This is a genomic window from Kocuria sp. MNB10, assembly GCF_054073685.1.
In genome coordinates this window covers 2,273,630-2,296,124 of record NZ_CM133411.1, presented here as the reverse complement: position 1 = coordinate 2,296,124, position 22,495 = coordinate 2,273,630, and the positions used below count along the sequence as shown (strand labels likewise).

Here is a 22,495-nt window from a genome sequence, read left to right as displayed (position 1 = left end):
ACGGTGCCCGCGGCACCCGTCCTGTGGATTGCCCCGCGCCAGCCGCGGGAGCGCCCCGCTTCGGCAACCCTGGTGCCATGACCCACCGTTGCCCAACCGCCCCCGAGGAACCCTGCGCTCCCCCGGCGCTCGACGAGCTGCGCGTTCTCGCGCTCGGGCTCGACCCCCTCACCGCCGCCGTGTGCCTCGCGCTCGCGGAGGCCGGGGTCTGCCTGCTCAACGTCCGGGATCCTGCACCCGTCGGGACCGCGGACGTCCGCCACGGCCCGTATCCCGCGGAGTTCCAGGGCCAGCCACGTGAACTGGTGCTGAGGACCCTGCTGCGGCGCAGATCCCCGCGCTGCGCCCCGCTCAGCGCACCCGAGCTCTTCCCGTCGGCGGCGGTGCCCACCGCCGTGGTGCTCCACACGTGGTCCGTGCCCGGTGATCTCGTGGCGGACCTCGCCACGGCTCCCTCCCCGGAGCTGGACCCGGCGCTGCCCACCCTGAGCGTGGTCCGCGACGGCGGGTCCGTGGTTGTCTGGCCCCTCACCGACTGGGCGCATCGCCCGTGCCGGGCCTGTGTGGCGAGTGCGGTCCGTGAAGCGCGACGCGCGTTCCGTGGGTCCCCACCCACGCCCGGCGAGCCTCTGCTTCCGCGTCAGGACGGGACGGTGGCCGTGCTGACGCGCACGGTGGCCACCGGGGAGATCGCGGGTCGCCTGCTGTCCCACGTGCTGCGGGACGACGCCGCTCCGCGGGCGGCACCGTCCGACCCGCCACACGACGCTCCCCCGGACGTGCCACCTGCCGGCACCGGAACGGCACCGTCCGGCCCACCGCCGGCCCGGCCCCCGTCCGGAACGCAGTCACCTGCCGGTCCGGACGCGTGCCTCGTGCTGCGCCGGGGGCTGACGGTTCTGCCGTTGGCCCCGGATCCGAGGTGCCTGTGCTCCCTCGCGTTCACCGGGCTGTGAACCGTGCGTGCGGAGTGCGCCGTACCACCCGTGCCCGCTCAGACGGAGTCGCGGTCCACCGTGAAGGCCCCCGCCGTGTCCGGGGGCGAGGGTGCGGGCTCGTCCCGCACCAGGGCGTTGATCACGGCCACGATGTGCCGGGCCGTGACCTCCGGGTCCAGCGCCACCATGGTCAGCGGAGGGTCGGCCAGCGCCGCCGCCGGGGAGTCGTTGACCCCCACGATCGCGAGGTCCGCGGGCGCTTTCCAGCCGAGCCGCCGCATCCCGCAGAGCACGGCGAGCGCGGCGGTGGTGTCGTGGGCGCACACCCCGGACGCCCCCGGGTGCCGTTCGCGCCACTGCAGCAGCACATCGGCCGCCCCGCGGGGATCCGCAGGAAGGGGAAGAGCGCTCGGGCGAGGCAGGCCACGGGCCGCGCACTCGCGCTGCAGCACCTCGAAGCGCCACTGGGAGACGCCGTGCATGTGCTCCCCGCCCGTGATCGCATAGCCCAGGTGCGTATGGCCCGCGGCCACGAGCCGCTGCACCTGCACCCTGGCGATGTCCCGCTCACGGAGACCCGTGATCCACCGCCCCATGTCGTCCGAACCGGTCCAGGAGAGGACGCCGCGCACGCCACTTCGACGCATGCGCTCGGCGTCGTCCTCCGCGAGGTCCCACGCGAGCACGGCGGCCGGCGTCACGGAGGACCAGACCTGGGCGGCGGGGCGGCGGGTCCACGCATGGATCACCATGGACAGCCCCACCTCGGAGAACAGCACCGAGAGCCGCTCCACGATCACCCCGATGTCCTCGGTGAGGGACCCCGCTGGCGGGAGGTATAGCAGCACGGAGGTGGAGCGGCCCCGGCCGAGCGCCCGCGCCTCCGCCGAGGGCGCGTAGGAGAGCTCCCGGGCGGCGTCGAGCACGCGGCGTCGGGTGCCCGCGGAGATGGACTGTGAGGGGGTGTCGTTGAGCACGAAGCTCACGGTGGTGCGGGAGACCCCGGCCAGCCGTGCCACGTCGGCGCTCGTGGTCCGCCGTGCGGGGGTGCGGTGCCGGTGCATGCTCGTGAGTTCTCCCTGGAGGTCGGTGGCCACATGGTAGCGAGTGGCCCACCGCCGCCGGGCCCTGATGCCCCACGAATGTGAGCTGTTACACTCGACAACCATCAAGCTAACACGCGTTAGTGTGCACCGGCACGGACCGCTGCCGACCCGGGCCCCTCCCGGCGCACGGCCTGCCTGCAGGGAACTGGAAGCGGCCACGTCGCCGCGAGGTTTCGGAGCCGGTACCCGTCGGGAACGCCGTCGGGCACCGGCTGCACCACCCGGATCCGACCGGGGCGCGCGACCGCAAGGAAGTTGGAGAACCACATGGACACTCAGGACGTCGACGTGATCATCATCGGTGCCGGGATCTCCGGCATCGGCACCGCTCGGGAGCTCGCCGGCACCGGCCGCACCGTCCGCATCCTCGAGGCGCGCGAGAACATGGGCGGCACGTGGGACCTCTTCCGGTACCCGGGTATCCGCTCGGACTCGGACATGGCCACCTTCGGCTACCGCAGCCACCCCTGGACAGGAGAGCGCAGCCTGGCCACTGGGGACACCATCCTCGACTACGTCCACTCGGCGGCCGAGGAGGCCGACGTCACGAAGGACATCCGGTTCGGGCGGCGCGCCGAGCAGGCACGGTGGTCCTCCGAAACCCACACGTGGACCGTCACGCACCGCGACGTCCACACGGGCGGGGCCGAGCAGCTCACCGGCCGGTGGCTGTTCATGGCCACGGGCTACTACCGCTACGACGAGGGCTTCACCCCCGACTGGCCCACGCTGTCCGAGTTCGAGGGGACCGTGGTCCACCCGCAGCACTGGCCGGAGGACCTGGACGTGGCGGGCCGTCGCGTGGTCGTGATCGGCAGCGGCGCCACCGCCGTGACCCTCGTGCCCGCGCTCACGGATCGCGGCGCTCACGTGAGCATGCTGCAGCGCTCCCCGTCCTACGTGGCCTCCGTGCCCGGCAGGGACGAGACTGGCATCAAGCTGCGCAAGTGGCTGCCGCCGCGCGTGGCCGGGGAGGCCAACCGCTGGCGCAACATCGTGCGCTCCATGGCCATCTACGAGTTCAGCCGCCGCCGACCGCAGGCCATGCGGGACCTGCTGCACCGCGGGGCTGTGAAGCACCTGGGCCCCACCTTCCCGGTGGACGAGCACTTCACCCCCGAGTACGACCCGTGGGACCAGCGGCTGTGCGCGGCACCGGACGGCGACTTCTTCAAGGCTGTGCGCGGGGACCACGCCGAGGTGGTCACGGACACCATCGAACGCTTCACCGCGGACGGCATCCAGCTGCGCTCGGGCCGTCACCTCCCGGCGGACGTGATCGTCACCGCCACGGGGCTCAACGTGCAGTTTCTTGGGAACATGGATCTCGTGGTGGACGGGGAGACCGTGGATCCGGCCGCGCGCGTGAGCTACCGCGGCATGATGCTCGACGGCGTCCCCAACATGGCCTTCGCCATCGGGTACACGAACTCCTCGTGGACCCTGCGCGTGGACCTGATCACAGAGTACTTCCGGCGGCTGCTGGACCGCATGGACCGCGAGGGTGCCGTGGCCGTCATGCCCCGGTACTCCGGCCCCCGCACCGGGCTGCGCCCGCTCATCGACCTGGCCTCCGGCTACATCCAGCGTGGCGCGCACCTGCTGCCCCGCCAGGGCCGCGACGGGGCATGGAACGTGCGGCAGAACTACCTGCGGGACCGGGTGCTGTTCCGTCCGGGTGCCGAGAAGGACGAGCAACTGGAGTTCACGGTGCCCGCCCGCACCGCCTCGGGGGTGGGCGCGTGAGCACGCAGATGTGGAACGGGCTGAGCTGGCGCGAGACCGGTGAGGGCACCCCGGTGCTGCTGATCCACGGGATCGGACGCAGCCTGGCCGACTGGGACGAGCAGCACGAGCGTCTGGCCGCGCGGCACCGTGTGATCAGCGTGGACCTCCCCGGCTTCGGTGGCTCCGAGGTCCCCACCGAGGGCATGAGCCTCTCGAATCTCGCCTCCCGCGTGGCGGAGTTCGTGCGCGCCCAGGGCATTGCGCCGGCCCACGTGGCCGGCAACTCCCTGGGCGGGGCCGTGGCCATGCAGCTCACCGCCGACCACCCGGAACTCGTGCGCAGCCTGCTGCTCGTGGACTCCGCAGGATTCGGACGGGGCGTGAGCCCGGCCCTGCGGCTCGCGGCGCTGCCCGGGGTGGGCGAGCGCGCACTGGCACCGAGCCGCAAGGGTGCGCTGCGCTCCGAGCGGGCCATGTACCACGACCCCGCCCTGGCCACGCCCGAGCGCGTGGAACGCGGCTACGAACTCGCGCAGCGCCCCGGCGGCTCCGAGGCCATGCTGCAGATGCTGCGCTCGATCGGCTCGATCGCGGGTGTGAAGCGGCCCTGGCGGCGCCGGCTGCTCCCCCGCGTGCGGGCCACCGGTGTTCCCGTGTTCATCATGTGGGGCGACAAGGACACGGTGCTGCCCTTCCGTCACCTCGCCCGCGGGGCGAAGGCCCTGGGGGCTCGCAGCCACCGGTTTCCCGACACCGGCCACGGGCCCATGATCGAGCGGCCCGACGAGTTCGCCCGCCTGGCCACCGAGTTCTGGGCGAGCGCGGAGCGCAGCTGACGACGCCGCACGGGCCGGTCCCGGTCCACGCTCACCCGCCGCGCTGCGACCACACAACGCGTCACCGGGTGGTGGTACCGGTCCCGGCCGGGCCTCGGCCGCACCCGCTTAGCGGCCGCCGCGGCGTCGTGCCGGGGTGCGCGGCGCGGGGGGCAGCACGGCGTCGAGGAAACGGGACCGGGCCCGGTTGGGCCGACCGCCCGGGGTCCGGGACAGCGACCACGAGAGCACGAGGTGCTCCCGCGCGCGGGTGATCCCCACGTAGAGCAGCCGGCGCTCCTCGTCCATGGCATCCGGGGTGTCGGCGAAGCTGATGGGCATGAGTCCCTCGGAGAGCCCCACGAGGAACACGGCATCCCACTCCAGGCCCTTAGCCGAGTGCAGGGACGCGAGCGTGACCCCGTCCACCACCGGGGCCTCCTGGGTGGTCGCACGGCGTTCGATCTCCTGCGCGAAACCGGCGAGCGACAGCGTCTCGCCGTCCGCCGCGGCGCGGCGGGCCATGGTGTCAGCGAGCGAGACGAGTGCACGCAGGGACTCCCACTTGGCGCGCGTGGCGCTGTCGGAGCGCGGGGCCCGCTCCGTGTAGCCGAGCGAACCGAGCATGTCCCGCACCTGCTGGGGGACGTCCGCGCGGTCCGCGCCCGCCGTGCGTGCGGCGGAACGGATCTGCACGATGGCCTGCCGGATCTCGGGCCGGTTGAAGAACCGTTCGGAGCCGCGCAGCTGGAAGCCGATGTTCGCATCCGCGAGTGCGGCTTCGAATGCCTGCGACTGGCCGTTGGTGCGGAACAGGACGGCGATCTCGTGCGGGGCCACGCCGTCGTCGATCAGGTCCTGGATCCGCACGGCCACGCCCGCGGCCTCGGCCTCGTCGTCCGGATACTCGTTCCACGCGGGCTCGGGGCCCGCGGGGCGCTGGGAGACCAGGCGCAGCGGTGTGGCCCACGTGTCCGGGGTGGACGTGAGGGACGGACGGCGCGCGGCCAGCAGCCGGTTGGCGGTGTTGACCACCTGAGGGGTGGAGCGGTAGTCGCGGATCAGCTCCACCACGGACGCCCCGGGGTACCGGGACGGGAACTCCAGCAGGTGCCGGGACGTGGCGCCCGTGAAGGAGTAGATGGTTTGGGAGGCGTCCCCCACCACGCAGAGATCGTCCCGGGAGCCGAGCCACGCATCCAGCAGCCGCTGCTGCAGGGGCGAGACGTCCTGGTACTCGTCCACCACGAACTGGCGGTACTGCGCGTGCACCGCCGCGGCGATCCGCTCGTCCTCCTCCAGGATCCCCACCGTGATCAGCAGGACGTCCTCGAAGTCGATCAGGTGCCGGTCCGCTTTGAGGTCCTCGTAGGACTGGTAGAGCCGCTGCATGGTGCGGACGTCGTAGCCCGCGGGCATGTCCCGCTGGCCCGCCGCCTGCGGATAGGTGTCCGGGGTGTGCATGGAGACCTTGGCCCACTCGATCTCGGCCGCGACGTCCCGGACGGTCGCCCGGTCCGTGGTCAGGCGCATGGCCTGGGCGGCCTCGGTGATCAGTCTCGCCTTGTGGTTCACGAGCCCCGGCGGGGGCCCACCCACGGCCTGCGGCCAGAAGTACTGCAGCTGGCGCAGGGCGGCAGAGTGGAAGGTCCGGGCCTGCACACCGGGAGCCCCGAGGGCCCGCAGCCGCTGGCGCATCTCATTGGCGGCGCGCGCGGTGAAGGTCAGGGCCAGGGTCTTCTGGGGGGTATAGACCCCCGAGGCGATGCCCCACGCGATGCGGTGGGTGATGGCCCGCGTCTTGCCGGTGCCCGCTCCAGCGCGCACGCACACCGGACCGTTCAGTGTGGTCGCGACCACGCGCTGCTCCGGGTCCAGGCCTCCGAGGATCCGCTCCTCGGCGCTCCGCTCCACGCTCACCAATCGGTCCCCGGAAGGTCCTCGCCCAGCCAGCTGACGATCAGCGCGTGCGCGATCGACACCCTCCCCGGCAGCGTGACCTCACCGGTGCGGGTGCTCGTGAGCAGCTGCTCGCGCGTGAACCACCGGACGTCCAGGATCTCCTCGCCGTCCGCCTCGGCCACCGATGTGTGGGCCACGGCGCGGAAGCCCAGCATTAGGGAGCGGGGGAACGGCCACGGCTGAGAGCCCTGGTACTGCACGGTGTCCACCGTGATCCCGGCCTCCTCGCGCACCTCGCGCACGACCGCTTGCTCGGCGGACTCCCCCGGCTCGACGAAGCCTGCGAACGTGGAGTACATGTTGCCGGCCCATGCCGCAGAGCGGCCCAGCAGGATGCGCTGCGAGGCCGGGTCCGGGCCGTCCTCGACCACCGCCACGATGACCGCTGGATCCGTGCGGGGGAAGTGCAGCGAGTCGTCCTCGGGGCAGCGCCGGGCCCACCCGGAGCGGATGCTCTGCGTGAGCGCCCCGCAGCGAGGACACCGCGGGTGGTCCCGGTGCCACAAGGCCACCGCCTGCGCCGTGACGAGCAACGACGTCTGCTCGGGGTCCACCACGGTGGCCAGCGTGCGCAGCCCCTCCCACCGGGCACCGTCGAGACCGGACAGCTGGGTGTCCTCGGGGAAGGTGCGCAGGATCACCTGGGTGCCGTCCGCCAGGCGGCCCAGGTACACGTCCGGGCGGCCGGCATCATCCGTGGGTCCCGGGACCTCCGCCACGAGCGGGAGGACCAGGGCGCCGTCGCGCGTGGGGGCCTGGGAGCCCCGCAGCACGAGCACCCGCGCGGTGGGCGAGGCGAGCGCCTCAGCCACGAGATCGCGGTGCTCCCGGGCGACCGCGTCCCGGTCGAAGGGGCGCCCGGCGAAGGGCAGCTGGGCGTCGTCGAGCAGGGGCGCGACGGCGCCGGGACGGTCCTGGGATGAGATCATCCGACCACTGTAGACCGGGGTCCGGACATCCTCACGGGCCGCGGTGGACAGCCCGCCCCGGGCCGAGACCGGTAGGGTGGGTGAGGTGAGAACGACCCCCGAATTGCTGGCCGCCGTCGCGGCCGCGGCCGTGCCCGGGGTGGCCCCTGTGGCCACCGGTCCTTCTCCCGACGACGCCGCGGATTTCCGCTCGTGCGTGGTCCAGGACTCCGAGGGTCGCCGCTGGCGCGTCCGCAGTCCCCTGAACACCGAAGCGAGCATGCGCCTTGAGACCGAGCACCTGGTGTTGCAGGCGTTCACCCCGTCCGTGCGCTCGCGGTTGCCGTTCCACCTGCCCACGGTCGCGGGGTCCGTGGCGCAGGACGGGTTGCGCACTTTTGTCTACTCGCACCTGCCGGGTCACACGCTTAGCCTGCGGGAGTTCCAGCGGCAGAACGAACATCCCGAACCTCCCGTGCACACGCCCTCCCCGAGTGCGACGCCGCGCGCCCCCCTGGCCGTGCAACTGGGCCGTTCGCTCGGGTGCCTTCATTCTCTGCCCCGTGCGCTCGTGATGGACGCGGACCTGCCCGCCTACAGCGCCGAACAGTGCCGCAAGCGCATGCTCCACGATCTCGATCAGGCCGCGACCACGGGGCTGATCCCCGGGGACCTCTTGCGCCGGTGGGAGGAGGCCCTCGAGGACACCACGCTGTGGCAGTTCTCCACGCGCGTGGTGCACGGGGACCTACACGAGGACAACATCACCGTGGACCACGGTTCACTCGCGTCCTTCACGGGGTGGAGCGATCTGCACGTGGGCGATCCCGCCGTGGACTTCTCATGGCTCGTGGGCATGTCCGACCCTGCGTTCGCGGACACCGTGATAGAGGCCTACTCCGTGGCGGCCGTCCAACCCCCGGACCGCCATCTGTTGCGCCGCGCGCACCTCAAGGCCGAGTTCGCGCTCGCGGAATGGCTCGTGCGCGGTGTGGACCGGGGCATCACGTTCATGGTGGACAACGCCCAGCGGATGCTCACGACCCTCGCGGCGGACGTGCGGGCCAGCGCGTCGCCGTCCCCGGGGGTGGCCGGTCCTCCGCCCGCCTCGACCGCGTCACCCGCCGCGTCCGGTGCGGATCGGGCCGGCGACTCCGACGTGGACTCGGTGGACCGCACTGACTCCGACGGCCGCGCCCTCGACGGCGACTCCGCCCCGGACGGTCACCCCAGCGACGACGGCTTGTCCCCCGACCATCACTCCGGCGAGGGCGGCTCCTCCACCGGCGGTTCCTCCGCGGCGTCCGGATCCGTCACGCCCACCTCGTAGAGCGAGCTCACCACGGCCTCGAGTTCCGTCTCGTCCGCGAGGTCGTGGGGACGCACCACCTGGTCTGCGGCAACGTAGTAGAACGCCGCCGACACATGCTCCACCGAGACCTCGTGCAACCGCGCGAACGCCAACCGGTACAGCGCGAGCTGCCCGGACTTGCGCTTGAGCTCCCGACCGTGCGGGATTCGCCCTGTTTTCCAGTCCACGAGTTCCCAGCCGTCCGCGGTGCGGAACACGGCATCGATCCGACCGCGCACCGTGAGCGACCCCACCGGGGTCTCCACGGGCAGTTCGATCGCGTAGGGTTCCAGAGACGCCCACGGGCTGTTCCGGAAGGTCTCGGCGAGCCGGGGCAGGTCCAGGTCCTCGTCCACGTAGTCGTCGGAACCGGGCAGTTCGTCCGCGTCGAAAATCGCGGAGTCCCCGAAGTAGTTCTCAACCCACGTGTGGAACGCCGTGCCCGCCCGGGCCGCGGAGCCCGGTTTGCGTGGCATGGGTCGGCGCAGATTGCTGATGAACCCCTCGGGATCGGTGTCCATGGCCACGAGCGCGGACGCCGAGACGTGGGAGGGCATGTGCACGCTGCGGTCCTCCTCGGACGCCGCGCGGCGACCCAGCAACAGTTCGGCCTCGCGCCGCCACCGCGTGACCACGTCACCGGAGGGCCCCTGTGCCAACTCCTCGTCCGTGAGCTGGCGGGTGTCCGGGAAACCGCGCTCGGCCACGGCGCGGGCAGCGCGTTCCATGACCTCTCGGCGGCCCCGGTGTGCCGGAGCGATCACGGTTTCCATGCGCTCGCCGTCCGCGGAGCGTTCGGTGCGCACGAGTTCCGGTCCCTCCACGGGGTCGTACGGCCACAGCGCGCTGACCCGGGTGTCCCGCTGCGGGTTGGTGGCATCCGGTTCCGGCTCGACCCACGGACCCGCCTCGAAACTGGGGCTCGATCCCTCGACCAACTCCCGCGCTTCGAGCAAAAACGGTGAGGCCTCCTTGACCCCCTGGGCGGTGCCCCGGAACACGCTGCCGGAGAGTTCGAGCAGGGACTTGGCGCGCGTGAACGCGACATAGGCCAACCGACGTTCCTCGGCGAGGTCGTACTGTTCGACGTCCTCCGCGAACTCCTCGTAAGAACTCTCGAGTTCGCGCACGTCCGAGACGCGCGCATCCCACTGGGGCAACTGAGCGGCGTCGCCCCGTAACGGCCACGGCAGCTTGGCCGCTTCCAGGGTCCACGCGGAGGACTTCTTGGAGGGGAAGTCGTTCTTGTTGAGCCCGGGGACGTAGACGTGGTCCCACTCGAGGCCCTTGGAGGCGTGGACCGTGAGCAGTTGTACGGCGTCCCGGCGCGTGTGCGCGGGCGGAAGTTCCAGGCCGTTCTCTTCGTGGGACGCGGCCTCGAGCCAGTCCAGGAACGCGGCGACGTCGTGCGTGCGGGTCGTGGCCGTGAACTGGACCGCCTGGTCGTGGAAGCCGTCCAGGTTGCGCCGCGCGTGCACGGGATCCTCCCCGGGCAGCGCGGCGAGTTCGATATCGAGGCCCAGCACGGTCTCGACCTCGTGGATCACGGTGGTCAGCTCGTCCCCGAGCACACTGCGCAGGTCTCGCACGTCCCGGCGCAATGCGCGCAACCGGCGCACGCCCTCGGCACTGATCCCGCGACCGCGCGAGGAGACCCAGCCCTCGGGGGGCAGTGTCTCGAGCGCCTCGATCAGGCTCGCGCGGTCCACGATGTCCGCCATGACCACGGGCTCCTCGGCATTCTCGCCGGTGGTGGCCGCATCGTCGGCGGGCTCCGGATCCTCGCCGCGCGCGGCCCGCTCGTGGCCGCGCTCGAGGGCCACGGCCCAGTCGCCGAGTGCCGCGAGGTCGCGTGCACCCAGCCGCCACCTGGCACCGGCGAGCAATCGGGCGAGGGCATCCGAGCGGCCCGGATCGGTGAGGACGTGGAGCATCGCGACGACGTCGGCGACCTCCGGGGTGTGCAACAGCCCACCCAGCCCGACCACTTCGTAGGGGATGTCCCGGGCTTCGAGTTCCAGGCGCAGGGGTTCGAACTGCGCGCGTTTGCGGCACAGCACGGCCATGGTGGGCATCTCGTCCGGGGCCTGGCCCTGATGCGCGGCCCGCTGGTCGTGGATCGACGCGGCCACGGCCTGGGCCTCCTCGGTGTCCGTGAAGTAGCGGCTCACCCGCACACGACCGCGCACCGCACCCGGCGCCGGGTCCAGCGGCGGGACCTCGACCGTGGCCGCGGAACGGCTCCACGCGGGCGGGGTGCGCAGCGGCTCGGCCACGGCGTTCGCCACCTCGAGGACCGCGAGGCTGTTGCGCCACGCCGTGGTGAGGAAACTCGTGTCCGCGAACCGGGACGGCTCCACGTCCGAGGACCCCCGGACCGGAAAGTTCTCCACGAAACTGAACAGCTGGCCGGAGGACGCCCCCCGGAAGCCGTAGATGGACTGCTGGGGATCGCCCACGGCCATGACGCAGTGCCCCTCCCCGAACAATCCCGAGAACAGGGCCAACTGGGCGTGGGACGTGTCCTGGAACTCGTCCAGCAGGACCACCGAGAAGCGTTCCCGCTCGACCGTGCGCGCGTGGGGGTCCATCCGCACGATCCGTGCCGCGAGTGCCAGCAGATCGCCGTAGTCGAGCGCCGAGTCCACGCGCTTGGCCGCGCGGAAGCGCTCCACGAGCTGCGCGAGGACCTCGGTCTGCTCCATCCGGCGCACGGCGTCCTGCACCTTGCGCCCCGGGGACTTCTTCCGCCCGTCCGGAGGGGTGTCCAGGCACATCGTACGCAGCCGGCCCACGAACTCGTGGATCCGGCGCGGTTCCACGAGGTGCTCCGAGGCCTCGGACGCCAACTGCATGAGACCCGTGGTGAGCGTGGATGCGGCGGGCACGGTCGCGGGCAACGGGCCGTCCCAGCTCTGCACGAGGTCGTGTGCGAGTTGCCAGGCCTGGGCCTGACCGAGCAGGACGGTGTCCGATTCCACGCCCAGCCGAAGCCCGTAACTGCGTACGAGCGAGTTCGCGTAGGAGTGGTACGTGCTGACCGTGGGCTCCTGCGCCGCGGCCGGGGCGTCGTCGTCCTCGGGCTCGTCGATGAGTCCCGCGCGGCGCAGGTTCCGCAGCTTCTGGTTGATCCGCTGGGACAGTTCGCCCGCGGCCTTGCGCGTGAAGGTGACCCCGAGGATCTCGTCCGGGCGGGCCAGCCCGTTGGCCACAAGCCACGCGACGCGATCGGACATGGTGGTCGTCTTACCCGAGCCCGCCCCCGCCACGACCAGTCGTGGGGTCAACGGGGACGCGATCACCGCGGCCTGTTGCTCGGTGGGCGGGAAGTCCCCGAGCGCCTCCGCGATCTCGTACGGGGAGTACCGGACGTCCTGCGGTGAGCGGGGCTGGGGGGCGGAATCCTGCTGGGTCATTTCTCTGTGACCTGCCTTCCCTGGGCGCACAGCGGACACAGCCACGGGACGGAGCACCGGATCCCGAATCCGGCCTCCTGATCCGCGGTGTGCCGCGCTTCGAATCGCGTGCCCGCCACGAGGAGGGCCGCTTGCGTGATGAGGTCCCGCGCCCAGCGGTGTTCCTCGTCCAGGGGGTCCTGGAGTTGCACACCGGGCGACGCCGCGGGGCCGCCGAGCTGGACGAGCAGCGCTCCCCCTGGTTGGGCGGACACGGCGCCCTCGGGCAGCTCGATGCGCTCCGGACGTCGGGTTTCATGCAGATCCTCGGTGCGGGAGGCCTCCTGCATGGCCCGCCCGGCGCCGGCCTGCAAGGCCACCTGATACGCGCCCAGCTGCGGGTGCTCGGGGATGTCCTTCTTGGTCGGCTGGTGTTTGCCGGTCTTGAGATCCACGACGACGTGGCGCCCGTGGGCGTCCACCTCCAGCCGGTCCACGCGCCCGGTCAGCAGGGCGTCCCGGGCCTCGCTGCGCACCAGGACCTCGAAACTGCCCTCCACCGAGACGAGCTCGCGCCCGTGCTCGGAGCGCATCTCCCGCGAGTACTGCGCGAACTTACGCAACATCTTCTCCGCCCGTTCGAGCTCCTGCTCCCCCGTCCAGCCGTGGGGCATGCCCAGGGAGGGCCAGCGGCGGCGCAGGTGCGCGATCAACTCGACGCTGTCGGCGTCCGGGAGTCGCTCGGCGATGTCGTGCACCAGCGTTCCCAGGCTGCGCCGCAGATCGGTCACCTCGGTGGCATGGGCCTCGCTCACGAACCAGTCGAGCGGGCTGCGGTGGATCGTCTCGATCGTGGACGGGGAGACGCGTACTGCCTCGTCCGGTGCGAACAGTGCGTCCTCGGTGGACAAAGCGTTGCGGCCCCACCACTGCTCGGGTGCGGCACCCGGTACGGGCTCTGCGAGCGCGGCGAAATCATGCAGCAGACGCGCGGCGGCCTCTCGTTCGTGGGCGGCCGCGTCCGGTTGCTGCACGGTGCGGCGCAGCGCACCCGTGAGCTGGCGCAACGTGAGGGGTTCGGGTGCGCTCAGTTCCTCGACGGAGATGCCGGGATCGTCGCGGCTCCCACCGGCCACGAGGTCCACGAACTCGGACGGTTGCTCGTCCTGGCTGGCCACCGCGGTGACCGTGAGGCTGGCCGTGGCGCGGGAGACGGCCGTGGCGAACTGCCGCAGTTCGTCGAAGCGCACCTGCCGCAACCGGTCCACCGCGCTCAACCGTGTGGCCTGTGCCGGCCCGTGGTCCAGGGCGTCGGTGAGCACGTCCGTTCCCAGCAACTGACCGCGCAGGGCGGTGTTGGGCCACACCCCCTGTTGCACCCCGGCGACGACCACGTGCGCCCACTGCCGACCCGCCGACCCCGCGGGGGTCATCACCGAGACGTTGTCCTCCGCCGGTGCTCGGGCCGCCAGGGTGTCCATGGGCAACTCCTGGTGGTCCATGTAGTCCATGAACGCCCGTGCCGTGGCGCCCGGGACCTGGTCCACGAACCGTTCGGCGGCCTCGAACAGTCCGACGACGGCGTCCAGGTCCCGGTCCGCCCGCACGGCCTCCGCTCCCCCGGCCAGGGCACGACGCCGCCAGCGCGGTGCGACCCCGGACGCGTCCCACAGGGCCCACAACACGGATTCAGCGGTGGCGCCGGGCTCGTCCAACGTCTCCTGACCGGCCTGGAGCATGTCAGCGACGCGCGCCGCGGAATCCGAGTGCACCTCCGCGAGCTCGAGCAACACACCGTCCGCGAGCGCCTGGACGAGGAGGTCGTCGCTCGTGCGTCCACCACCGGTACGCAGCTCGTAACCGCGCAGTTTCTGGCGGATCCGGCGCACCTCCATGGGTGACGCCCCGCCGATCCGCGACGTCAACAGGGCCACCGCGGCACTGGCCGTGAGCATGGATCGGTGGGCGGCCCGCTCACGGTCCGCGTCCTCGGCCTCCGAGCCCTCCATCGACGTTCCGGAAGCAGAATCGGGATCGTCGCCCGGCTGCCCACCCCGGCCCGGGCCGGCCTCCTGTGCTTCCTGATCAAGTGCTCCGTCCGGTTCCGCGACCGCATCCTGAGCCGCGAGCAACAAGCGCAGGGCATGCAGCAGCGGGATCACCGCGGGTTCCTCGCGCAAGGGGGTCTCGGCCGCGGACGTGGTCGTGGGCACGCCTAGCGCCGACAGCTGCCGGGTCAGCGCCGACAATTGGGAACCGCTGCGCACGATCACCGCCATGTCCCGGTAGGGCACACCGTGCAAAACATGCAAACGCAAGAAGTGGTCCGCGCACCAGCGTGCCTGGGCCGTGGGCGAATCGAAGAGCACCGCGCGCACCGAACCCGGCGCTGCGGCGTCGTCGGCAGGGTGGGCGTCGTCGGCGGCATGGAGGGCGTCGGCTGTGTGGGCGTCGGTTGCCTGGGAGGCGATGTGCTCGGTCGCACGGGGTTGCTCGGGGGCGCGCTGGACGCGGGCCCCCGGTACGACCGAGATGGCCCGCGCCACGCGCTGCCACGCCTCGTTGACCCGCAGTGGCATGCGGTGACTCGTGCCTAGCTGCAAGCGCTGCAGGGGCTGAGCGGGGGTGCCCACCCGGTCCTCGAGCGTGCGCAACAGGTCCGGGCGGGCCCCGCGGAACCCCTGGACGGTGGTGTCCGGATTGGCGGTGAACACGGCGTCCCGGCCCCGGGTGAGCACCCCGATAAGCCGGTGGGCGGACGGGGTGGCGTCCTGGAGGTCGTCCACGAGCACGACGTCCAACCGGTCCTGTTCCCGGGCGAGGAAATCCGGATTCTCCTCGAGGACGCGGGCCGCGCGGTCCACGAGCTCGGACGGGTCGAAGGCGTTGGGCATGCGCAGAGCGCGGATCTGCTGGTACTCGGCGCGGAACGCCGCCGCGCTGCGCCACTCGGGGCGACCGAGGGGCTGCGCCCAGCGCGCCAAAACGTCGGGCGCCAGGCGGTATTCGTTCATGCGGTCGAACAGCTCGCGCAATTCGCCGCGGAAGCCGCGCGTGCCGAGCGCCTGATCGAGTTCCGCGGGCCACACCACGGGGCTGCCGTACCCGGCAGCGTGCCCGCGCATCATCTCCGCGAGGAACGCGTCCTGTTCCGGCCCGGACAACAACACCGGTGTGGTGGTGACCCCGGGCAACAGGTCCTGGGCCTGTGCGCGGCGCAGGACGTCGAACGCGTACGCCTGCCACGCGCGTACGAGCGGCGTGCTGATGGTCGCGCGCGCACGGCGGCTGATCTCGTCCCGCAGCGTGGCCGCCAGTTCACGCGATGGCGCGAGCACGAGCAGGCGCTGCGGATCGGCTCCCTCGACGATCCGTCGCACCGCACCCTCCACGGTCACCGTGCTGCGCCCCGTCCCGGGCGCTCCCAGCACGAGGACCGGCCCGTGGTCGGCCGGTAGCTCCACGACGGTGCGTTGCGCGGGGTCCAGCTCCGGGTCCGCCCCGCCGGATTCGACGCCGCGGGGCGGGAGGACGCGCCAGGACGGTTCACGCTGCGTTCGCATGTGGTGATCACATCACGGTCATCCGACACGCATAACGGCCCGCGCACCGACCGGTACCGTGGTCGCATGGCTTCCCCGCAGGACACAGGTGACACCGAACAGCCCGCACTCTTCGACGTGCCGCCCCCGCCACCCGCGGCGGACCCCGAGGAACCCGCCGCGCCGCAGCCCGAGCAGCCCACGCTGTTCGACGCCGCGCTCGAGCCCGCGCCTGAACTCACGCGGGACAACGCTGCCGGCACCCGCTCCGCGCCCTCACGCGACCGCGCGTCCGAAGTAGCACAGAGCGCCGGCGACGACGCCGTCGAGCCCGCGGCGACCGCAGCAACCGTCCCCCACGGGGCGGCTCGCAGGGAGGTCGGCGCCGCGCCGTCGTGGACCGCCGGCGAGCGCGCGGCGTTCGACCTCGAGACCACGGGGCGGGATCCGCAGGAGGCGAGGATCGTGACGGCGTCGGTGGTCCTCGTGGACGCCACTGGGACCGTGACGCGGGAATGGGAGTGGCTCGCCGATCCCGGGATCGAGATCCCCGCGGAGGCCGCCGCGGTCCACGGCGTCACGACCGAACGGGCCCGCGCCGAGGGCCGCCCCGCCGCGGAGGTCACCGCGCAACTGCACGACGTGCTGAGCGGGCTGTGGCGCGCGGGGATCCCGGTGCTCGCATTCAACGCCGCCTACGACCTCACGGTCCTCGCGAGAGAGAGCGAGCGCCACGGTCTGCCCGCCCCGGCCCCGATGCCCGTGCTGGACCCGTTCGTGCTCAACAAGCAGGTGCACCGCTACCGCCGCGGCAAGCGGACGCTGGGCGCACTGTGCGAGGAGTATGGCGTGGTCCTAGATGCCGCACACACCTCCGCGGCGGACGCGCTGGCCACCGAGCGGCTCGCCACCGCCCTGGTCGAACGGTTCGCAGAGCTTGAACGACCCGCGGAAGAGCTGCACGAACTGCAGATCGGCTGGGCAGCCGAGCAAGCGGCGTCGTTGCAGGAGTACTTCCGGCGCCGAGATCCCGAGGCCGTGGTGGACGGCACGTGGCCCGTCCACCCGCACCCCTGACCCCACCCGCACCACTACAGCGACCGTCACGCGCACGACCGCGGCCGTCGCACTGCGCAACGACGACGGCGCGGCACCGCCGGGAACCACCCGGGCGGCGCCGCGCCGTCGTCGTACAGGAAAAGGCGTACAGAAAAGGCGGAGCGGATCAGCCTTCGGCGGGTCGAGCCTCCGCTGCCGCACGAGCCGCGGCGGGAAGGGCCGAGAGGATCCGGTCCATGGCCGAATCGTCGTGCGCCGCGGAGAGGAACCACGCCTCGAAGACCGAGGGCGGGAGGTAGACCCCGGCATCCAGCATGGAGTGGAAGAACGGCGTGTACCGGAAGCTCTCCTGGGCCTTGGCGTCCGCGTAGTCGTGCACCCCGCGGGCACCGGTCCCGAAGGCCACCGAGAACAGGTTGCCGGCCACCTGGATCGAGTGATCGACCCCGGCGGCATCGAGGGCCTCGTGCACCCCCGCCTGCAGCTGCTCGGAACGGCGGTCGATGGTCTGATACGCGATCCGGTCCGCGCACTTGAGCGTCGCGATCCCCGCGGCCATAGCCACGGGGTTCCCGGACAGCGTGCCCGCCTGGTACACCGGGCCCATGGGGGCCAGGTACTCCATGATCTCGCGGCGCCCGCCCAGTGCGGCGGTGGGCAGTCCCCCGCCGATGACCTTGCCGAACGTGAACAGGTCCGGGACCCAGTCCTCGCCGTTCTGGTTGCTGAGCCCCCAGTACCCGGCCTCGTGGACGCGGAAGCCCGTGAGCACCTCGTCCAGAATCATCAGGGCGCCGTTGTCCCGGGTGATCCGACGGATGTGCTCGTTGAAGTCGTTCTCCGGGGTGACCACGCCCATGTTGCACGGAGCGGCCTCGGTGATCACCGCGGCGATCTCACCGGGGTGCTCGGCGAAGACGGTCTCGAGCGCCGCGACGTCGTTGTAGGCCACCACGAGCGTCTGGGCGGCGGTGGCCTCGGTGACTCCCGCGGAACCCGGCAGGGCCAGGGTCGCGACACCGGAACCGGCCTCCGACAGGAGCGAATCCACGTGACCGTGGTAGCACCCGGCGAACTTGACCACCAGGTCGCGGCCCGTGAACCCGCGGGCCAGGCGCAGCGCCGTCATGGTGGCCTCGGTGCCCGTGGAGACCATGCGGATCTCCTCGAGCGGGGCCACGCGGTCCACCACGAGCTCGGCGAGTTCGGTCTCACCGCGCGTGGTGGCGCCGAAACCGAGGCCGCGCTCCACGGCCTCGTGGACGGCCTCCGTGACCACGGGATGCGCGTGACCGATCAGCGCGGGGCCCCACGAGCACACCAGGTCCACGTACTCGCGCCCGTCCACGTCCGTGAGGTACGGGCCCTTGGCCGCAGCGATGAACGGCGGGGTACCGCCCACGGAGTTGAACGCGCGCACGGGCGAGTTGACGCCCCCGGGCATGACGCGCTGGGCGCGGTCGAACAGTTCTTGCGAAACACTCATGAGATCACTTCATTCCTTTCGCCGGGAGGCTCTCCCGGTGGGACCGTGCCGCGCGACGGCGCGGGCGCGGGGGTTCTGGGGTTACCTGCCGTTCTCCTCATGGAACCAGCGAGCGAGCTCGGTCGCGTAGTAGGTCAGGATCGAGTTGGCCCCGGCGCGCTTGATGGACAGCACGGACTCGCGGATCGCGGCGTCGCGGTTGATCCAGCCGTTCGCCGCGGCGGCCTCGATCATCGCGTACTCACCCGAGATCTGGTACGCCGAGACCGGCACGGGGGACGCGTCCGCGACCTCGCGCAGGATGTCCAGATAGCTCATGGCCGGCTTGACCATGACCATGTCCGCGCCCTCGTCCAGGTCCAGCTGCAGCTCCAGCAGGGCCTCCCGGCGGTTCGCAGGATCCATCTGATAGGTTTTGCGGTCACCCGTGAGTGTGGAGTCCACGGCCTCACGGAACGGGCCGTAGAACGCGGACGAGTACTTGGCGCTGTAGGCGAGGATCGACACGTCCTCGCGGCCCGCAGCGTCCAGTGCCGCGCGGATCACGCCCACCTGGCCGTCCATCATCCCGGAGGGTCCCAGCATGTGGGCGCCGGCCTCGGCCTGGGCCAGGCCCATGCGGCCGTAGATCTCCAGGGTGCGATCGTTGTCCACGCGGCCCTGATCATCCAGCACGCCGCAGTGGCCGTGATCGGTGAACTCGTCCAGGCACAGGTCCGACATGACCACGATGTCGTCCCCCACCTCGTCACGCACGGCACGGATCCCGCGGTTGAGGATGCCGTCCGGGTCCAGCGCGGCGGAGCCCTCTGCGTCGCGGGTCTGCGGGATCCCGAACAACATGAAGCCGCCCAGCCCCAGCTCCACGGCTTCGGCGGCCGCGCGCTTGAGAGAGTCCATGTTGTGCTGCACCACACCGGGCATCGAGGCCAGGGGCTGCGGCTCGTCGAGTCCTTCCTTGACGAACACGGGCAGGATCAGCTCGGACGGCGTCACGCGGGTCTCCGCGGTGAACCGGCGCATGGCCGGGGTACTGCGCAGTCTGCGGGGCCGTGACACGAGGTCGTACGACACGTCATGGTCGGTCATGGTTCACATCTCCTGATCATCGAAATCTTTGAGTCGTCACGGGGCGGGTCGTTGCGGGCTCGGCGTGACCGTCCCGCTCCGGCGCCGAAGTGTCCGGCTCACCCAGCGCCCGCGACACGGCGTCGGCCAGGGCCGCTGGGGTCGGTTGCGCGGAGGTCATCGGGTCGACTCCGCGGGCCCGCAGCGCGCGGGCGGTCGGTTCCCCGATCGCGATCCACGCCGTGGCGGCCGCGGGCGTCATGCCCTCCAGCAGGGCGTCCGCGCGCGACGGCGCCGTGACCACCACCGCGGCCAGCTCACCGGACGCGCACGCGGCCCGAGCGGCGTCGGCGCCCCATTCCTCGGGGGCTTCTGGTGTGGTTGCGGTCCCGGCACCGGGGGCGCGCAGCGGGCGGTCCGCCGGGGCCGGGACGGTGTCGTACGCGGTGATCCGCACGACGTCGTACCCCCGCTCCCGCAGTCCGCTCACGAGGGCGTCGGACGCGAGCGCCGAGACCGGCACGAGGGCCCGCACCGGGGCCCCGGCTGCACCCGGGTGCTCCTCGGGCCACTCGGCGAGCATGCCCGCCGCGCTCGAGACGCGCGCGGGGACGAAATCCACGCCCACACCATACTCCCCCAGCGCGCGGACGGTCGCCTCGCCCACCGCGGCGACCCGCAGCGCGGGTCCACCGGCCTCGGTGCGATGACGAGCGGAGGGCCGCCGAGCGGCGTCGAGCGCGGCACCCCACTGCGGGGTCGGGGCGACCGCGGCAAGCGCCGCCACCGTGGTCGCGGACGTCACGCACAACCACGTGGGACCGCTCGGGCCGGTGGCCTCGGCCAGCAGCTCCCGCAGTGATTCCACGTCCGACGGCAACTGGGCCTCGAGCAGGGGCGAGGCGCACGGCTCGTACCCGCGCTCCCGCAGCAGCACCGCCAGGGCGCTCGCGGAAGCGGGGTCGCGGGTGATGAGCACGCGCGCCGCGGTCACAGGCTCAACCGTGCCAACCGGTCCGCGCCGTGGGCCAACAGGTCATCCGCGACCCGCTGACCGAGAGCCCGCGCGGCCTCGACCGAGGGTTCCCGCGCGGACTCCGTGCGGCGCATGACCTCGGAGCCGTCCGGATTCGCCACGACGACGTCCAGTTCGAGATCACCGTCCACGAGGCGTGCGAAGGTTCCCACGGGTGCGGCGCAGCCCGCCTCGAGGCGAGCCAGCACCGAGCGCTCCGCGGTGACCGCGAGCCGCGTAGGCAGGTGGTCCACCGCGGCCAGACCGGTCGCGAGACCCGAGTCCGCCGCGAGTTCCGCCGAGACCTCGAGCGCGAGCGCACCCTGGCCCGGGGCCGGCAGCATCCGGTGCAGATCCAGGTACTCGGTGATCCGCCCCTCGAGGCCCAGGCGCTTGAGGCCCGACGCCGCGAGCACCACGGCGTCGAGGTCCCCCGGGTCCCCGGGAGCCACGCGGTTGAGCCGCGTGCCCACGTTGCCGCGGATGTCCACGATGCGCAGGTCGGGGCGCAGGGCGCGCAACTGCGCGACGCGCCGCGGCGAGCCCGTGCCCACGGCCGCGCCCTCCGGCAGTTCGTCGAGGGTCAGACCGTCACGGGCGCACAGGGCGTCCCGCGGGTCCTCACGCTGCGGCAGCGCGGCAATGGTGAGCCCCGTGACCGCCGCGGTGGGCAGGTCCTTGAGGGAGTGCACGGCCAGGTCCACGGCGCCGTCGAGCACCTTGGACCGCAACGCCGTGGCAAAGACCCCTGTACCGCCCAACTGGGACAGCGGCCCGGTGAGCACGTCGCCCTCGGTGCGCACGGTGACCAGTTCGTAGTCGAGTCCGCCCGCGCTGGCAACGGCCTCGGCGGCCCAGCGGCTCTGCGTCATGGCCAGCTGCGAACCGCGGGTACCCACGGTGAAATCGGCACCGCTCATCGGTAGGTCACGTCCCCGGACTCGTCCAGGCCCACCGGGATGGGCTCCCCCACGGGTCGCTGGGCGATCGTGGGACGGGGTGAGTCCTGACCGCGCAGAATCTTGAAGCAACAGTCGGGGGCGCACGTGTCGAACCACGTGCCCTGGGCGCACGCGGATACCCGCGGGGGCGCGGTGGGCGTGCCCAGCCGCTGCTCCACGAGGTCCGCGAGCGCGGCCACGAACTCGGGATCGGTGCCGGCGGTGGGGATGCGCTCGAACTCCAGGCCGGCCTCGGCCGCGGCGTCACGGGCCTCGGTGTCGAGGTCCCAGAGCACCTCCATGTGGTCCGAGACGAAGCCCAGGGGCACCACGGCCACGCCGGTGACGCCCTTACCAGGCAGCTCCTGGATGACGTCGCAGATGTCCGGTTCGAGCCACGGGACCTGCGGGGGCCCGGAGCGGGACTGGTACACGAGCTCCCACTCCACCCCGTTCATGGGCTCGCCCACCTGCTCCACGATCCAGCGCGCGGCCGCGAGGTGCTGCGCCACGTAGGCGGAGTCCCCCTCGAAGTCCATGCGCTCGGGACCCGCGGCATGCGCGTCCGTCATGGGCACCGAGTGGGTCGTGAACAGCACGCGGAGCGCACCGTCCGTGCGCTGCCGCAGAGCCTCCAGTGACTCACGCAGCTTGGTGGCGTAGGGGCGCAGGAAACCCTCGGAGTCGTAGTACTGCCGGATCTTCTCCACGTGCAGCTCGTCCTGCAGCCCCGTCTCCTCCAGGCCCACGCCGTAGTCCTCCCGGTACTGGCGGCAGCTGGAGTACCCGGAGTACGCGCTCGTGGCGAGCACCAGCAGGTCCCGGTACCCTCGCTCGTGGCTCTCGCGCAGAACGTCCGCCACGTACGGGTCCCAGTTGCGGTTGGCGAGCAGCACGGGCAGCTCCACACCACGACGCCGCAGCTCGGCCTCGAGCGCATCGCGCAGCGCCCGGTTCTGGGCGTTGATGGGGCTCACGCCGCCGTTCGCACGGTAGTGGGTGGCCACCTCCTCGAGCCGCTCGTCCGGGATGCCGCGGCCGCGCGTGACGTTGCGCAGGAACGGGATCACGTCCTCCTGACCCTCCGGCCCGCCGAAGGAGGAGAGGATCAGGGCGTCGAAGCTGTGCGGCGCGTTGGCGCGCTCGGCACTCAGGGCATTGGTCTCTCGGGTGCCAGTCAT

General features: G+C 72.1%; 14 protein-coding genes and 1 pseudogene. 5 read left to right on the top strand and 10 right to left on the bottom strand.

Translation table 11 applies throughout. The features are described from left to right. Positions 1 to 77 precede the first annotated feature (77 nt). A complete protein-coding gene (locus ACW9PK_RS10455; protein WP_457015799.1) occupies positions 78 to 956 on the top strand; it encodes a hypothetical protein in 879 nt (292 codons plus the stop codon). Positions 957 to 994: 38 nt separating this feature from the next. Here ACW9PK_RS10455 and ACW9PK_RS10450 read toward each other — a convergent pair whose 3' ends face one another. Further along, complete coding sequence (locus ACW9PK_RS10450; protein WP_260850548.1) at positions 995 to 2,035, bottom strand: LacI family DNA-binding transcriptional regulator; 1,041 nt, start codon at positions 2,033 to 2,035, stop codon at positions 995 to 997. Positions 2,036 to 2,311: 276 nt separating this feature from the next. On the opposite strand from ACW9PK_RS10450, the gene ACW9PK_RS10445 reads away from it, so the two are divergent. Together ACW9PK_RS10445 and ACW9PK_RS10440 are read left to right on the top strand one after the other, a co-directional pair. Continuing rightward, the gene (locus tag ACW9PK_RS10445; protein ID WP_457015797.1) at positions 2,312 to 3,790 is read left to right on the top strand and encodes a flavin-containing monooxygenase; all 1,479 of its coding nucleotides are present in this window, start codon (positions 2,312 to 2,314) and stop codon (positions 3,788 to 3,790) included. Then, on the top strand, positions 3,787 to 4,608 hold the full coding sequence (locus ACW9PK_RS10440; protein WP_197493103.1) for an alpha/beta fold hydrolase: 822 nt from the start codon (positions 3,787 to 3,789) through the stop codon (positions 4,606 to 4,608). Before ACW9PK_RS10445 ends, ACW9PK_RS10440 begins: the two co-directional genes overlap by 4 nt. A gap of 108 nt (positions 4,609 to 4,716) precedes the next feature. On the opposite strand, the gene ACW9PK_RS10435 is transcribed toward ACW9PK_RS10440, so the two are convergent. Then, positions 4,717 to 6,507 (bottom strand): ATP-dependent helicase, encoded by a 1,791-nt coding sequence (locus ACW9PK_RS10435; RefSeq protein WP_457015796.1) that lies wholly within the window; start codon positions 6,505 to 6,507, stop codon positions 4,717 to 4,719. Further along, a complete protein-coding gene (gene nudC, locus ACW9PK_RS10430) occupies positions 6,504 to 7,478 on the bottom strand; it encodes an NAD(+) diphosphatase (RefSeq protein ID WP_368844327.1) in 975 nt (324 codons plus the stop codon). The genes ACW9PK_RS10435 and nudC overlap by 4 nt, the downstream gene beginning before the upstream one ends. Before the next feature lie 85 nt (positions 7,479 to 7,563). Between nudC and ACW9PK_RS10425 the strand changes: the two genes are divergently transcribed. Then, on the top strand, positions 7,564 to 8,787 hold the full coding sequence (locus tag ACW9PK_RS10425; RefSeq protein WP_457015794.1) for a macrolide 2'-phosphotransferase: 1,224 nt from the start codon (positions 7,564 to 7,566) through the stop codon (positions 8,785 to 8,787). Here ACW9PK_RS10425 and ACW9PK_RS10420 read toward each other — a convergent pair. Together ACW9PK_RS10420 and ACW9PK_RS10415 are read right to left on the bottom strand one after the other, a co-directional pair. After that, positions 8,715 to 12,224 (bottom strand): UvrD-helicase domain-containing protein, encoded by a 3,510-nt coding sequence (locus ACW9PK_RS10420; RefSeq protein ID WP_457015792.1) that lies wholly within the window; start codon positions 12,222 to 12,224, stop codon positions 8,715 to 8,717. The genes ACW9PK_RS10425 and ACW9PK_RS10420 overlap by 73 nt on opposite strands. Next, positions 12,221 to 15,766, bottom strand: coding sequence for a PD-(D/E)XK nuclease family protein (locus ACW9PK_RS10415; RefSeq protein WP_457015791.1), 3,546 nt, complete (start codon positions 15,764 to 15,766; stop codon positions 12,221 to 12,223). Before ACW9PK_RS10415 ends, ACW9PK_RS10420 begins: the two co-directional genes overlap by 4 nt. 372 nt (positions 15,767 to 16,138) lie before the next feature. On the opposite strand from ACW9PK_RS10415, the pseudogene ACW9PK_RS10410 reads away from it, so the two are divergent. Further along, positions 16,139 to 16,822, top strand: a pseudogene (locus tag ACW9PK_RS10410) (exonuclease domain-containing protein); the annotation flags it as partial. A 148-nt stretch (positions 16,823 to 16,970) separates the two neighbouring features. Here ACW9PK_RS10410 and hemL read toward each other — a convergent pair. From hemL to ACW9PK_RS10385, 5 genes are all read right to left on the bottom strand, one after another. Next, positions 16,971 to 18,290 (bottom strand): glutamate-1-semialdehyde 2,1-aminomutase, encoded by a 1,320-nt coding sequence (gene hemL, locus ACW9PK_RS10405; RefSeq protein ID WP_064846089.1) that lies wholly within the window; start codon positions 18,288 to 18,290, stop codon positions 16,971 to 16,973. 81 nt (positions 18,291 to 18,371) lie between these two features. Then, entirely contained in the window at positions 18,372 to 19,379 is a 1,008-nt protein-coding gene (gene hemB, locus ACW9PK_RS10400; RefSeq protein WP_064846088.1) for a porphobilinogen synthase, read from the bottom strand. A 16-nt stretch (positions 19,380 to 19,395) separates the two neighbouring features. Next, positions 19,396 to 20,352, bottom strand: a complete 957-nt coding sequence (locus ACW9PK_RS10395; RefSeq protein ID WP_368844323.1) for a uroporphyrinogen-III synthase — start codon at positions 20,350 to 20,352, stop codon at positions 19,396 to 19,398. Next, positions 20,349 to 21,293 (bottom strand): hydroxymethylbilane synthase, encoded by a 945-nt coding sequence (gene hemC / locus ACW9PK_RS10390; protein WP_368844322.1) that lies wholly within the window; start codon positions 21,291 to 21,293, stop codon positions 20,349 to 20,351. The genes ACW9PK_RS10395 and hemC overlap by 4 nt, the downstream gene beginning before the upstream one ends. Next, a complete protein-coding gene (locus ACW9PK_RS10385) occupies positions 21,290 to 22,495 on the bottom strand; it encodes a ferrochelatase (protein WP_368844321.1) in 1,206 nt (401 codons plus the stop codon). Before ACW9PK_RS10385 ends, hemC begins: the two co-directional genes overlap by 4 nt.

Coding starts and splice junctions, on each gene's coding strand:
- ACW9PK_RS10415 (WP_457015791.1), bottom strand. CDS start 15,766: ATGCGAACGCAGCGTGAACCGTCCTGGCGCGTCCTCCCGCCCCGCGGC.
- hemL (WP_064846089.1), bottom strand. CDS start 18,290: ATGAGTGTTTCGCAAGAACTGTTCGACCGCGCCCAGCGCGTCATGCCC.
- ACW9PK_RS10420 (WP_457015792.1), bottom strand. CDS start 12,224: ATGACCCAGCAGGATTCCGCCCCCCAGCCCCGCTCACCGCAGGACGTC.
- ACW9PK_RS10445 (WP_457015797.1), top strand. CDS start 2,312: ATGGACACTCAGGACGTCGACGTGATCATCATCGGTGCCGGGATCTCC.
- hemB (WP_064846088.1), bottom strand. CDS start 19,379: ATGACCGACCATGACGTGTCGTACGACCTCGTGTCACGGCCCCGCAGA.
- ACW9PK_RS10455 (WP_457015799.1), top strand. CDS start 78: ATGACCCACCGTTGCCCAACCGCCCCCGAGGAACCCTGCGCTCCCCCG.
- ACW9PK_RS10385 (WP_368844321.1), bottom strand. CDS start 22,495: ATGACTGGCACCCGAGAGACCAATGCCCTGAGTGCCGAGCGCGCCAAC.
- nudC (WP_368844327.1), bottom strand. CDS start 7,478: ATGATCTCATCCCAGGACCGTCCCGGCGCCGTCGCGCCCCTGCTCGAC.
- hemC (WP_368844322.1), bottom strand. CDS start 21,293: ATGAGCGGTGCCGATTTCACCGTGGGTACCCGCGGTTCGCAGCTGGCC.